The sequence below is a fragment of the Sphingomonas melonis genome, from assembly GCF_013409985.1.
In the GTDB taxonomy this organism is placed as follows: Bacteria; Pseudomonadota; Alphaproteobacteria; order Sphingomonadales; family Sphingomonadaceae; genus Sphingomonas; species Sphingomonas melonis_A.
Genome location: NZ_JACCBY010000001.1, coordinates 959,325 through 973,339 on the forward strand (window position 1 = coordinate 959,325; position 14,015 = coordinate 973,339).

At 65.4% G+C, this 14,015-nt stretch carries 10 protein-coding genes; 5 read left to right on the forward strand and 5 right to left on the reverse strand.

What is annotated here, in order from left to right; translation table 11 throughout:
- The first annotated feature begins 5 nt into the window (after positions 1–5).
- The 5 genes from HD841_RS04630 (at position 6) to HD841_RS04650 (ending at position 6,215) form a co-directional block, all read left to right on the forward strand.
- Positions 6–179 (forward strand): hypothetical protein, encoded by a 174-nt coding sequence (locus HD841_RS04630; protein WP_179507672.1) that lies wholly within the window; start codon positions 6–8, stop codon positions 177–179.
- Positions 176–967, forward strand: coding sequence for a hypothetical protein (locus HD841_RS04635; protein WP_373562928.1), 792 nt, complete (start codon positions 176–178; stop codon positions 965–967). The genes HD841_RS04630 and HD841_RS04635 overlap by 4 nt, the downstream gene beginning before the upstream one ends.
- Positions 967–1,743 carry a hypothetical protein gene (locus HD841_RS04640; RefSeq protein ID WP_179507673.1) on the forward strand — a complete coding sequence of 259 codons (777 nt, stop codon included), beginning with the start codon at positions 967–969 and terminating at the stop codon, positions 1,741–1,743. Before HD841_RS04635 ends, HD841_RS04640 begins: the two co-directional genes overlap by 1 nt.
- A gap of 1,674 nt (positions 1,744–3,417) precedes the next feature.
- Positions 3,418–5,085, forward strand: a complete 1,668-nt coding sequence (locus tag HD841_RS04645) for a DNA-directed RNA polymerase subunit alpha C-terminal domain-containing protein (RefSeq protein WP_179507674.1) — start codon at positions 3,418–3,420, stop codon at positions 5,083–5,085.
- Positions 5,086–5,492: 407 nt separating this feature from the next.
- Positions 5,493–6,215, forward strand: a complete 723-nt coding sequence (locus HD841_RS04650) for a hypothetical protein (RefSeq protein WP_179507675.1) — start codon at positions 5,493–5,495, stop codon at positions 6,213–6,215.
- A 166-nt stretch (positions 6,216–6,381) separates the two neighbouring features.
- On the opposite strand, the gene HD841_RS04655 is transcribed toward HD841_RS04650, so the two are convergent.
- The 5 genes from HD841_RS04655 to HD841_RS04675 form a co-directional block, all read right to left on the reverse strand.
- Positions 6,382–6,897, reverse strand: a complete 516-nt coding sequence (locus tag HD841_RS04655; RefSeq protein WP_179507676.1) for a hypothetical protein — start codon at positions 6,895–6,897, stop codon at positions 6,382–6,384.
- Positions 6,881–8,992, reverse strand: coding sequence for a hypothetical protein (locus HD841_RS04660; protein WP_179507677.1), 2,112 nt, complete (start codon positions 8,990–8,992; stop codon positions 6,881–6,883). Before HD841_RS04660 ends, HD841_RS04655 begins: the two co-directional genes overlap by 17 nt.
- A gap of 11 nt (positions 8,993–9,003) precedes the next feature.
- On the reverse strand, positions 9,004–10,878 hold the full coding sequence (locus HD841_RS04665) for a hypothetical protein (protein WP_179507678.1): 1,875 nt from the start codon (positions 10,876–10,878) through the stop codon (positions 9,004–9,006).
- Complete coding sequence (locus HD841_RS04670; RefSeq protein ID WP_179507679.1) at positions 10,875–12,233, reverse strand: tyrosine-type recombinase/integrase; 1,359 nt, start codon at positions 12,231–12,233, stop codon at positions 10,875–10,877. Before HD841_RS04670 ends, HD841_RS04665 begins: the two co-directional genes overlap by 4 nt.
- Positions 12,234–12,432: 199 nt before the next feature.
- Entirely contained in the window at positions 12,433–13,428 is a 996-nt protein-coding gene (locus HD841_RS04675; RefSeq protein ID WP_179507680.1) for a hypothetical protein, read from the reverse strand.
- Positions 13,429–14,015 lie beyond the last annotated feature (587 nt).

The following is a 14,015-nucleotide window of genomic DNA, read 5'->3' on the forward strand; positions in this document are numbered from 1 at the left end:
AGTCCATGACAATCGATGACGGTGCCGACGGCGAGCCGACCCGGCTGGTCGGCCAACGCCCCACCGGCGGCGGCGCGGTCGTTGCGGCACGCATCTTGGACGTGCCTGGACGGCCGCCCGGTGCCGGTCGAACGACATCAGAAGGGATGGAGAAGACCATGGTGAGAAGGTGGGTGTGAACGTTCCGGTCGAGCTGGCGGGTGGGATGCTCGTCCCGATCCTCGGCTCTGCCGAGGCTGCCCTGAAGATCGGCGGAGGCGCCGGCGGCACCGTCCTCCGCGAGGAGGGCACCACGCTGATCGCGGGTCGCCCGTATGTCACGGACGGGGGCACCATCGATGCAGACGAGATCTACTACGTCAACGGGTTGGTTTCCGAGACGGCGGGTCCCTGGCTGGGGGAGGCGGACAAGGTGGTCTGGCGCGATCCCGCGAGCGGCTACGAGTGCATCATGATGCGCGCGACCGAAGGCGGCTATCTGAGCGGCTACGTCGGTGTTTCCCGTGATCACCCGCTCTGGGGTTGGAAGTACGAGGCGATACCGGCCGAATTCGGCATCGAGGTGCATGGCGGTCTCACCTACGCCCGCATCTGCGAGGAAGGTCCGACGCCGGAGCGCCGCATCGTGGTGGAGGCGAGGCGCATCTGTCACGTCCCCAGGAAGATCCGGCTGGGCCCGGCGACCACGCACGCCACCAGCCGACGGGTGGAGGACGCTCACCTCTGGTGGTTCGGGTTCGACTGCGACTACGGATACGATCTCGCACCCGACGAGGGCCGTCACCCTCGCGGACGTTTCCTCGCCACCGAGATCGGCCGCGAGTATCGCGACGACGCGTACGTATGTCGCGAGGTGCGCAACCTCGCCGCCCAGCTTCGGGCGATCGCCGATGGCGGGGAGGTTCCGCCGCGTGAAGGTCCGCCGTTGCCGCCGGTCGGACTCGATCCTGGCGCGGGAGACGTTTGATGGTCCGGGAAATGGGCGGCGCCGATCTGCCTTGGGGGTGGTGGCTCCGGTCGTCGCGTGGCGCCCTCGAGGATGAGCAGGGCCGGCGCTGGCACACCGTTCGCGACGCCTACTGGCATGGGCATCTCCGCTTTCCACCGGACAACGGGACGTCGGAGCAGCAGGAGCTGCTGCTGCGCGTGCTGTGCGCTTTCGCTCGGCGCGGCTCCTACGGAACGGAGACGATGCATGATCTTCTCGGTGGCGACCTGATGTTCTGGCGCTTCTATCAATGCTGGCTGGGATCGGTCGGGTTGCTGGACGTGGACGGCAGACAGCCCGTCTTCGGCGCGCCCCTCTCCACGGAAGGCCGGTCCGTCATGCTCATGCTGCAGGCGACGCGCGAGCCGGCTTGGATCGACTTGCCGTTCACCGAGATCGTCGAGGCGGTCGCCCGAGGGGGTCGCGACGCCGCCGATGACGAACGCGAGTCCACCTTGCGGGCGTTCGAACGCAGCGTGGCGCGACGGCCGCACGTCTTCGCGCGTGAGCGGGTCGGCAGGCACTCCCTGGTGACGCTCACCGGCATCGGGTTGGGCGGCAGGATGCCACTCCGGCGGGTGATGTGGTCCCATCCGTTCGCTAGTTCCAGGACGCGTGACGACTTCTATGCCTGGCTCGCCGAACGGGTCGACCGGTGGGAAGCGTGGGGGGAACTCGCCTACGGCAGCGGCGCTTCCGCTCTGACCCAACGGCTCCTCACGCTCTTCCTCGAGACCGGCGGAAGGCCGTCATGACGGCCGAGCGTCATGGGGAGGGGGAGATGGTCGGCTTAGAGGAAGCCGGGCGCCGTGCCCGCGAGGACATCCTCGCTATCGATCGTCTGGCGTCCGCCATGCGTCTATCGGCCTTCCGGAACTACCTTGCCGATGCGCTTCGTTCGATGTCCGCCCTCGTCCCGGACGTGCTGGCGAGCGGCGGAACCGATGTCCTCGCAGCACTTCAGCGGATGAGGCCAAGCAGGGGTTGGCCGGGTTCCGCTGGGCGGTCCGGGCACGCGGCCGCTTCGTACGGGGCCGCCCCAGGATCAGGGCCTTCGGGCGGGGGACGTGGTCGCCCACGGCTCCACGCTTCGATGTCCATGCTCTTCCACTGCGTGTCGGTGACGCGGTCATGATGGACGGCGCGCTGGCGGACTGGATGGAGATCTCGGCAGCCGGCCGATGTCTCGACGTCACGCTGCGTGGCCAAGCCTGCATTCTCTCGACCACGGGGGGAATGGCGAGGATCAAGGTGCCGGGGAACTGGCCGGATACGATGGCGGCGGCGGCGGTCGGTCTGCCCATCGATGCTCTGATCGATCACCCGCTGCTTAGAGGCCGGAGCTTCGTTGCGAGCGACGTGTCCTGCCTGTTGGGCGAGACGAACATCGAATCGAGGTCGGTCTCCTGCCCTTGGAGACGCCTTGGCGGAAATGAGCGGCGCCGGTGCCGCGGTTCGGACGAGGAGATCCGCGTCCGTAAGCCCTTGGTGCAGTACCAGCGCAACCTCCTGCGCGATCAGGACATCCGTCCGCCACCTCTTCGAGAGATGATGCTCGGCGACGAGGTGACGCGGTCCTGCCGACCGCTGGAGAAGGCCGGCGGCCGCCCCGCCAAGCACTCGCAGTTCGCAGCGGACGCCCGCGTTGAACGGGAGCTATGCATCACGCGAACGGCGAGTCCGCAGGCGGCGGGGCATGCCTCGTCGCGCCAGGAGGCGCGGCGGCATCTGCACGGTCGGCGTCTGTCAGGCGGATCTGGCATATGCCCGCGGCCCCTCGACGGCATGGGCCGTCGGTCACGTCGTGGCCCACGAAGACGGGGCGCGTCGGCACCTGATCTTCGAGGGTGGAAGGTTGTTCGCGTAGCATTGGCGCCGAACGAAGGTGTGCGGGACCAAACGTCAAGGCGATGGAACGGTGGCGGACAGCGGTCGCGAGTGCTTTCATCGGCTTCGGCTTTGGCTTCGGCAGGATGAGCGCGAGTTTGATCTGAAGCGCATCGCTTCCATCCCCCGATCGCGGGAATCCGGTGGATAAGCATTGATGGCGTTGGGATGAGGATGCAGGCCCTTCACAAACCTTCCCCGTGGCGGTGGGATCGACAGACCTCCAGCGCCCGATGGGCATCGTCGATCTTCTCCAGAACGGGCGGCACCGGTGCTAGCGGCCTCTCCGGTTGCCCCCAGTTATCCGATCCCAGGACGCGAAGTGCCGTCGGGTACGCGGGTGGCAACGCTTGGTTGTAGTCCCAATGCGATTTTCGATAGCTGATACGTGTTTGTTCAAGACGGGCCGTGGCGAGATTCTGATTGCCATGCCTTGCCGCCTTCGCGTCAGATCCGGTGATAGGCGTCGCGCTTGACGAGCGCGGATGTAAGCGTCGGCCAGGTGCTTGGTGGTCGCTTCCTGCGGAGCTACCATGCCTGCGATGAGCGATCCCCAGCAGATCATCGCGGTGTACGACACCTTGACCGCCCGTCGGTCGCCAGCGGCCATCATGCGTGAGAGGGTGACGGCGTTGACCGATGGGCCCTCTCCAGCCTTCGTCTCGATCGACGCTCGCACCCCCTATCCCTCCAGCGACCTCGGCCCACCCGACTGGCTCATCGTGATCGTTGATGAGGAGGATCACGAGCCGTCGCTTCCGGATTGGCGCAAGGTGGTCGAGGCTGCGCCCGCACGGACCCGGGCAGTCGTGATGTCGTACGGGCACGTGTCAGCTGTGCCGCGTTCCGTGGTTCTGAACGTCGATATGACAGGCACGGACGGTGAGTGGTCGCACCTCAGCATCGAGGCCGTGGCACGCCGGGTATCGGCCGGAGCGGCAACCTTCAGTCGGCATCTGCTGGAGGAGGATGCGGTGCGACGTGGCGCGTTGATCGACGTCGGCGACGGCAGCACGATGCTGAATCCTCTTCTGATGACGAGGATCGGCGATCTTGCGATCTCGTCGGGTACGTATCGCATTCTCCACAACGAGAACATGATGTTCCTTGGTGATCTCGTGCAGCGAACGGAGGTCGAACTCCTCGACCTTCCCGGTCTGGGATCCAAGCGGCTGGGGGAGATCAAGGCCGCTCTCGGGGCCATGGACCTAATGCTCGGCGCGACGGTTCCGGGTTGGCCACCGGAAGACTTCGAGACCGCCCTGGCCGCCGCGGCTCCCCTGGCGATCCTGAAAGGCGCCCGGCAGGTGCCTTCGGGGGAGATGTTTCGCCCCGAGGCGGAATGTCTCGTCATAGACCCCGCGATAGGCGAGCTCGCGGACACCGAGGTGGGGTCCACCGACATCTCGCTGCAACTCCAGGAGGCAGTACGCCGTAAGCTGGAAACGCTGCGACCGATCGCGTTCCGTCTTGGTAATCAGGCGGAATGGCAGGAACTGGCACCCCTGTGCGAAAGGCTCGCCCTTCTTCTGGACCGGCCGGGCTCGGAGGTGTCGGCGGTTCTGGGTTCCCTCTACGCGTCCGCTCTGGAGCTAGGCTCCTTCGCGGAGATGGACGATGCAGCACGGCATGATCCGAAATCAATGGTTGATGCCCTCGATCCGTCATCGAGGCGGCCGCTTCAGGACGTTCTCACGGTTCTTGCACCGTGGTTGCGCCGCTTTCCGACCGTCAGGGATCTCGACGACGACGCCGGCAGGTTCCTCGCCACCCGTGCCAACTCGGGATCGGCACGCGCGGCGGTCGCGGCGGCGGTCGCGGCGGATCTGATCGCCAGCGGAGACGCGGCGAGACTGGAAGCGCTGCTAGACGCCGGGGAACGGGGCGGCTTCGTCGGCGGCAAGGCGGAGCGGCGGGGAATCATGTCCGTCCGGAACCTCATCCTCGCGGCGACAAGCCTGATAGGCGGCATGCTATGGAACGCCGCCGTGAACGACTACGCCACCCATTCCACCATAGCCAGACGCGCTGGGATCATGCTGGCTAGGGCCGAGGATGCCGTCACCGAGATCGCATCGGAACTTCCGAGCGACCTTCGCACCGCCGTCCGCAGCGTCGTCGCCGACGCGCGTGCCGCCATCGGCCACGTGTCATCCAATCGGAATGCCGCGCCCGCTGATGTCGCCAAGCCGCACGGGCACGGCCAGTAGTGCACCTCATGCGGCATGAAACCTCGTGCAACGGCGCGCCCATCGAGCGGTCCGCATCGTCCTCGTCCGTTCACGCCATCGCCGCCGGTCGGCATCCACGGGTAGGTCGCATGCGGTCTGAAGACCGGACGCGCGACGTGCGACACGCAGGTCGAGATGACGCCGCTCGACGATTTGGCAAGTAATAGTTCAGGAAAGCTTGAACTGTTTGAAGGGCCGACCATATTCCATCCATGGCCCTTAGGGACTGATCCCCGGCTTCGGGATGTACCACCATGTCCACATTTCCATCACTCGAAACTGATATGTGTTCGACCGCGGCCCGCTCGCCGGGGTTGGAGAGGCAGACGGGGCGGAGACCGGCTCCGGTCACCGCCCGTCCGGCCGCGAACCGTCATGGGCATGATGTGTTCGAGAGGGCCTACGAGGCGGCGGCACTTTGCGTCGATCTGGCGATCGCGGCGGGAAGTCCGACGGCGAGAACCTACGCGCTGGGCGCTTCCGGTTCGCTGAGGCATGCGGCGCAGTTGCTCGCCAACGAGGGGCGACTGGGCGGAGAGATGGACAGGTCCGGGTTCAGGACGTTGATCGTCGGATCGAGCGAGCTCATAGGCGATACTTCCGGGTGGGACACGGCGCTGCGGTGCCGTACGATCGACGGTCGCGAGGTTCGCGCCACGGCGCTATGGGCCGTCGCGGATCCCGAGGACGGCGTATGGATGCGCGTGGACGCGGCTCTTGCGAACCTATGGTGCAGGGGACGTGTCGAAGTCGGAAGCGAAAGTCTCGTGTTCCTTGACGAACCCGGGAGGGAAGCGACGCCGACACCCCGTTCGACCGTCGATCTCGGCCGTGACCTGATCGCTTCCTGCGGCGGCGATCTGGATCGGCGGCCGGCACTCGCCATGGCGTTGGAGGTCAGCCTGGTGTCGGGTTCGTGGTGTCATCTGGCGACCGGGCAACGCTGGTTCGCGGACCCGTCGACCGCGAGGGCGATCGTTCGGTTGCTAGGCGGGCATCCGGTGATCGATGCCGCCACGTCGGTACGTCTGGCGGGGGTGGTGGATCGGGAGGCGCTCCTGATCATAGAAGAGCTGGGATGGCGTCACGTCCCGACTCCTTCGATCTGAGCCCCCCGCGATCGGGTGATGTCCGGCGCCGTTCGCCATGGGACCGTCTGGCTCCTGCGCGGGAACGCATGTCGGCGCACCACGCGACGCCTGCGGAGGCCAAATCGGCTTCATCGACGGCGCAAGGACGGGTTGGCGCATCGATCCCGGACCGCGTCCGGTCGTCCTATCTCGCCTTGCGCCGCCCCTGCCCGGGGCCGATGCGCCGACGCTCCGGGGTCGGCAGACCGATGAGCCGGCCGGAGCCGACGATCGGCTCATCCGGACCTTGATCCAGCAGCGTCGCGACCTGCTCCCTGAGCCGCGCGACTTCGAGTTCGAATTGGTGCGCCAAGGTGAGCAGATGGGCGTTGTAGGTCTGTGCGGACTCGAGGCGTTTCTCCGAACGGGCCAGCTTGCGGCGGCACTCGGCGAGCTGGAGGGCTAGCGGCTCGACCTTACCCTTGGCCGCCATGGACGTGCTTATCAGTTCATACTGCGCAGCGTATATGCTGCGCGGCTTGTCGAAGAGATGCCGTTTGACGCCGCTTTCCGCCTGCACCGAGGCGAAGTTCAGCTTGAGGATCCCTTTGGCGGCCTTCGTCACGAGCGCCGGGTCGGTGGGCTCGTTGCGCTGGATGGCCTCGACTGCGGCGTCGATGCGCCGGGCGATCCGCTGATCGTGGTCAACGACGCGGGGCATCGGCCATCTCCGCCTTCAAGGTGGCGATGTCGACGCCGAGCGACTGCAGCACCGCCACCGATTGCTTCCAGCGCTCTTCGGCGACCACGTACGTGTCCTCCATATGACGGCTGACGGCGTCGTCCCAGATCGCGCGGTTTTCGAGATAGCGTTCGATCCAGAACGGCAGGTCATCCTCGTCGATGGCGAAAGCGGCGCAACCCGAGCACATCCGTGGCGTGCGGTGGGCGAAGGCGGGGGCACTGGCGAGCCAATCCGTCGTGCCGGCGGCCTCGTGGCAGCGCGAACGGGTCGGCGTCAGACCCACGAAGCATATGCCGTGCGGAGAGAACCACGGACGGACGTCGCGTCTGACGAGCCATGTCTCGATACCGGCGTTGCGTTCGGCGCCCGAGATGCCGGCAAGTTGGTGGCGGAGATCGCCGAGATCCTCCTGCACGGCCTTTCGCATCGCTCCGCCGACATGCTTATCGCCGTCGATGGCGCGGCGCATGAAGGACACCGCTCTCGACATGGCGGCGCTTTCGACGAGGCCCAGCTGCATGGCGTCCTTTCCGATGTATCCCTCCTCGGTCATGATGATGGACTGATGGTGGAACTGCTGCGAGATCGCCGGGAGCAGACGCTTGTCTACCCTTATCATCCAGTTGGCCCAGGTCTTGCGCCATTGTCTGCTCTGCACGGAACGCCCCCGCGTTCGGACGTATTCGGCCAGTCGCTCGTCGGCGGCGTCCAGCATGGAGAGATCGACGCGGTCCTCGATGAAATCCTTCATCATTTCGGCGAGCTGTTCGGAACTGAGGGGGCGGATCAGTCCGGGAGAACGCGGCAGCCCCTTCGTGCCGATCTGGATCAGCAGTGATCCGCTCGCCACCTCGTCCATCGCCCATTCACGCCAGGGTCGACCCAATTCGGAGAGGATGACGAGGGCGCGGACCGCATCCGGCAGTTCCGGGTCACCCGAGAGGCGGCCGGCGAGCAGCCATCGGGTGTCGGTGGGATGATCCCAGCCCTTTGTGATGACGCCCTCCACGAAGAACATGTCGTATGCGCCGGTGAGCGATCCCTCGATCTTGACGCAGACCGGCAGACCATCGTCCCCGACGCCTGGTTTGAAGCTGAAGATCTCTCCGTGGCGTACGCCTGACTGATACCGCACGACGATGACGCATGCCGCGCACAGGTTGCTGATCAGGCGCCGGACGAGATCCAACCCGTAGTACTCCGTCGTATTGGACCGTGTGTCGTCCGGCCGATCCGTGTATGCCAGTAGGTAGTCACGGAACGGCGGGTGCCACGCGGGTCCTCCCGGTTCGATCGACCCGAACTCGAACTCCTCGAGCCGCTTCCTGATGGTGCGGGTCGTCGCCAGGTCCGAGCGGCCGCGCTCCCGTTCCTCGATGCAGATGGCCTGCATGCGAAGTATGTCCCGGGCTGGCGTTCCCAGCCAGCTATGGGCCTGATGAACGATGGGAAGCACGACCTCGTCCGGAAGGGCCGGGGTGAAGCCCTCGATTTCCGGTACAATGCTGCTGGCGGTCTCCCAGGCCGACGAGCCCTCGAAAGGCGCGATCGGAATGGCCCGAACGCCTCGACGCGTGAGCTGGGGGCCCTGTTCGTAGATGTACTGCAGTAGGAGCAGGTAGCCCGCAACGGTGCCGGTCTCGACGTCGACCTCCCGCGGCTTGCCATCGTCGTCGGTGGCGAGCTGGTCGACCAGATCCTTGCGGTAGACCTGGACGGCGGTGCGGGTGATGGTGCCGAAGTCGGCGTGATTGCGCCATGCCATCCAGCGTCCGAGGTATTTCAGCTTCTGACCGAGGCGGGAGAAGTTGCTGAGCGCCATCGGCTTCCCGGTCGGCCGCTTCACGAGCATCGACCAGGCGAGCACCTTGAGGCATGCGGTTACGCAGGCGGGGATGTCGTCATCCCAGACGATGGTGCAGTCCGAGTCCCTCATCCGGGCGGTAGGGGAGTCCAGCTTCCACATGCTGTCCGTCCACTTGCTGGAGGAGGAGACCCAGCCATCCTGGCTCGCATCCTGCGCATGGACGCCGCTCTTGCGTTCGAGCTTCACGATCTCTTCTGTCTTCATGATGCGTCTCCTCATTCCATTGTTGGCAGGGGAGGTATGTCGAGCTGCGCGACGGCGCGGACCTCTTCTGTAAAGCTGCGGATCGTGACCAAGTTGAGTCGGTCGAGGACGGGCGACCAGCGGCTGAGCCAGGTTTCCACCGGCATGCGCGGTCGCGATCGGATCATCGCGTCGCGCAGCTTGAGCATCAGCGCGTAATTCTCTGGAACGGAGACGTCGATCCCGCCAAGCCGGCAGTTCGGGCACATGCCGTAGGCGGTGCAGAGCCTCCCTGGCTTCTGACCCGCCATGGTGCTGGCGTAGCGATCCCGACACGTGAATCCAGGCGTCGCCGCCGAGACGTCGCCACGACGCTTGTCCTCCCGGCCATCGACCTTGCCCGAGCTGCGCCTCCATGCCTCCCGGAGGTGCATGGGACCGACCAGAGCTTCGGCATTCGCCTTCCTCGCCCCATCGAAGAGGTAGTGGTTCATCATGACGTCCACGCCATGCTGCCCGGCCTCGGATGTCGCCAGGAGATCACCGTCGAACAGGTGATGGACGAGGTTTATGACGCTGGGGCGGATAGCCCGGAACAGGAACCGCCTCTTCAACTTCGCCGAGTTGTCCTCGAGGAACTTGATGAAGGCCAGGTTGAAGCCCTCCTGCGCCGCCATGCTCCTCGCCGATGGGCCCGCCGCCCTCGCGAGAAAGATGTGGTTGCGGTGATCGGACGGCCCCAGCGGACGCAACGATCCTGTCCACCGTTCGAGCGTCTTCATCATCTCCGAAGGATTGTCCGGCTCGTTGTTGACCGGCCACGAGGCGTACTGGGTCTTGCCGGCTCGGTTCTTGAACGGCTTGCCCAGCAGCCTAGTCCCGCCCGCGATCGAGGGTTGCACGCTGAAGTCGGACGGCTTGAGGGTCGTGACGACCGAGCGGTTGTACCGGTAGTAGATGGCGAACAGCAGGATGAACGGCATGAGCAGGCGGCCCGTCGGATAGATGGTCGCTATGGCCGCGTTGTATGACCGCGAATCCAGCCGTCTCAGCCGCGGGAGTGGTTTCGGATCATGGTCGTTCAGCGCCTTCGACAGGTTCTGCTGCTTGGGCGGAAGGCCCCCGAAGATCCGGTGCAGGGCTTGAACCTCCAGGAGGATTTCGCGATCCGCCAAGTCCGTCGATGCAGCTGGGTCGGCATCGTCCATCACCGCCCACGCGAGCTTCAGCCGCGCGGTCGTCGCGATCACCTCCTCCCGGCAGATCCGGACCAGCATCTTCAGCTGCGGTCGCGTGAGGATGTCGACAGGACGGCGGTCGTTGACCACACCGTTCCAATCGTTCGAGCGGATCAGGTCGAGCCGGGGAGATATCTCGAACCACCAGACGGGATCGACCCGCAGATGGCGCAGGACGGTGAGCAGCTCGCTCATGTACCGGCGCTTGGTGTCGACCTTCAGCTTGCCGCACGAATGCGCGGGGTAGACGCTAACGGTCTTCCTCTTGCGAATGGGCGGCGTCTTTTCGAAGTCGTCGAGCCAATCACGGTAGTCGTTCAGCAGGTCGTCATCGATATGCCGCGGCTTGACGGCGTTCAGCCCGCGGCTATCGAGGAATTCGATGAAGGGCCTTATGCACCCCAGGCACGCTTCAAAGGATTTAGCCTTCATCGCCTTCGCCCTCCAGCCGAAGGCGAGGGCGAGGGCGGTTCGAAGGTTGGGCACGAACTCGAGCATCGTCACGGGGACCTGGACCGGCTCGCCCGCGTCATCGTAGCTGGTGACGAGCACGCTGCCGCCCGCCTGCTGCTGCGGTTCGGCCCGCATGCTGGCCAGGAGGGCCGCGGCGTCCATGCCGCGCGCGGCCATGTCGGCGAAGGCCCGCTCGCCCGGGGTCATGTCGTTCATCGATGGTCCTCCTGTTCCCAATAACGGGCAAGCGTCACACCCAATGCCGGCTCGAAGACGCCGACGGAGCGGGTGTAGTACTTCTCGGTCGTCAGCCAGGTCTCGTGACCGAGCATCTTCTGGACCGTCTCCCATGGCTTGGGATCGCCGGCACGTTTCTGGGAGATGTAGAGGTTGACGGCATACGAGTGGCGCGTGTCATGGAAGGAGTGGAGGGTATGATCGTATTCGACCTCGACGCCATCTTTGAGGCGCCGGCCGGGCTCGGAGAACCCAAGCCGGAGCATGAGAGAATGCGTCAGCTTGTGGATACTCTGAGTGGTGAGCTTCGCCCCGGCGAACTTGTGGTCGGCGGCGTTCACGAAGAGCGTGCCTTCGTCCCTGAGGCCCCGTTCGATCCGAACCTTCATGGCTTCCGCGCGCTCGTTCCGGATGTATTCTTGCAACTCCAGGATCAGGCTGTTGGGCAGAGCGATGTATCGATGCTTGCGCCGTTTCGTCACCGTGATCTTCAGCGGCACGGTACCATCGGGATGATCCGCATCGGCTCTGAGGGCTAAAATGACCTTGGCCTTGACGTTGCAGATCTCCTCGCCCCGCATCCCGGTCATCAGACCGGTTTCGAAGAGCAGGCGATTGCGGCAGGGTCGTAGGCTGTTCGCGGGTCTTTGCGAGGGCACGGGGCCCAGTTCGGCCAGCAGCTTGCGCATCTCCTCCGCGGAGAATGGCCTAATCTCGTCGTCACACGCCTCGCGGCGTTCGCGCCCGGCGCGCGCGTACTGGCTGCGGATGGACGCCGTGTCCCATTTGATGCTCGTCAGTCCGGCGGCGTTCGTCCAATGGTAGAAGTTGTAGACGGTGGTCAGCTTGTGGGCGATCGATCCGGCTTGACGCTTCCTGCCGGTCTGGTAGCTCAGGTTGCTGGCGAGGAGATTGGCGTACAGCGCGAACAGGTCGTTGTTGGCGGTCTTCCATCCGTGCTTTACGTGGGCGAGGAAACGCAGCCATTCGACCAGTTCGTAGGCGGCGGCACGGTTGGACGCGAAGGAGGGTACGTCGTCGTCATCCCGGACGGCTCCGTCGCGGGCATGACGCGAATAGAGGTGGAAGAACGTCGCCTGATGTATCTCCTGGCTTTCGGCGTCTATGACGTAGTAGAACCCCGGCAGCGCGGCATGGGGGCCGAGCGCGGCCAGGGTCTTCTCCTCGGCAGGTCCGGGATTGTGCATCTGCACGATGCGAGCGACGGCAGGTCTCATCGGGCCGCCGCGACGTAAAAGGCCGGATCGAACGGCAAAGCAGCCCAATCGACTTTCAGCAAAAAATGCAGTGGTATAAAGCCGCTTATATCCCATGACTTTTCGCTGAAGCACCTGTCGGCGTCGCACCGATGCCGTTCGGATCGTCGGCGAAAAAGGAAAGGCGGCGAGACGGCGCGAGCCGCGACCGTGGTCCCGCTCCGGCTCTCGGAAGACCTCTCCGCGCTTGCCGCGCTTCCGATAGGATCGAACCGATGTTCGCCGCTCGGCGCGAGGCCCATGACGATCGCGCGGCTCACCGGGACGATCCTTCGGCGACCGGCCAGTGCCTACCCGAACCGAGATCGAGGTAGCAGCGGGGGGGCGATAGTCGCGCCTCCACCCACGTCGCGTCGCCGTCGCCTTCGTTCACGACCTCCAGGAGGCGGACGCCGTCCGGGATGGCGGTGCATGCGACGAGATCGCTGGCCGGACGACCGTAGAGGGCCGCGCATGCCGACTCCGGGATGGACGCTTCGGGAAGCCATAGCCGTTCCCCGGACCAGTGAATCGACATGGACGGATCGGCTCCGCTCGAGGTGATATGGCCACCCTCCCACGTCAGCGTCCGTCCCGCCGCGACCTTGAGCCGTACGACGTCGCGCAGCGTCAGCATGATCCCATCGGGTTCGGGCTCGTCCAGGATCAGCCGGAGCGCGATGGCATCGATGGTCGCATCTGCGCCTATACTTGCGAAAGTCTCGAGGGACGCGGCCAGTCGCCGTTGGTGCCCGATCAGGCAAAGGAGGCGTTCGTCCCATTCCGTGACGGTCTCCGCGGTGATCCAACAGGGGCCGGGTCGCAGGTTCTCCTTGAGTCCGGTCAACGTCGCCAGGTACATCGGACGATCCTGCTGCCACCACCGCATCGGCTCGGCGATCGCCACACCAACCAAGTCGATCGCGCACCCGTCCGCTTCGGCGTCGCCGATCAGCTTCCGCGCATGATCGACGAACTCCCGGTATGGTCCCTTCAACGTGTGCGAAACCTCGGCGGCCCGCATGGCTGCGTCGGCGGCGTCGTCCCAGAAGTGGTCTCCTGCGTGTGCGGTTTCCCAGGTGAAGAGCATCTCGACCGCCGGCGCGATTTCGACGACATAGTCGACGTCGCCATGGATCTCAGCGATCGTCGCCTTCACGACCTTCGGCCACTCGCGGGTGGTGCGCGTCGCCAACGCGGAGTCGAAGGCGGCGCAGCCCTGCCGGACGTGTTCCGGCGCATCGTCGAGATCGAAGGGCTTGAAGGTCTTCATTGGAACGGCTCCGTGTTTGAGGAGCGGTCCAGCCCCGCTGCTCTTAGGATCGTCGTTGGAAATTGCATAGCGACCTCGCCGAAAGGGTCGGCGGGCTCCGACACTTCGCCGCGCGGAGGCGGCTGAAGGCTTGGTTTTCGCGATGCATGCGCGCCCGCCGAACGAAGCCCGATGCTCCGGAACGCGCCGTCGGCTGGCGATACCATGACGGCCATGTCCGATGGTCGCCGTCCATCTTTGCCTTTCCACGTCAGGGGCGGGTGACGGTGACACTGTCATGGCGTTGCGCGATGATTGTCGCACTTGGCGACGACGACAGCCGCCAGCGAGGATCGCCTGCTCGAACGCTATCTTGCGGTCGTGGGTCGATCTTCGTCAGACCGCACGACGTCTGCCTGGCGCGGAAATCGATCGATCATCCCCTTCGCCGCCCATGGCCGGCGTCTGGGATGGTAGGCGGCGGTGACGTTCCCGCTGAACGCGGCGGTGATGGCCGCCATCACGTCGAAAGCTCCGTGGTTTTGGACGAGGAACCATGGTCCCGGAGCCGCCGAAGCTCCACCGCGGCGTCAGGCGGCATCCGGCCG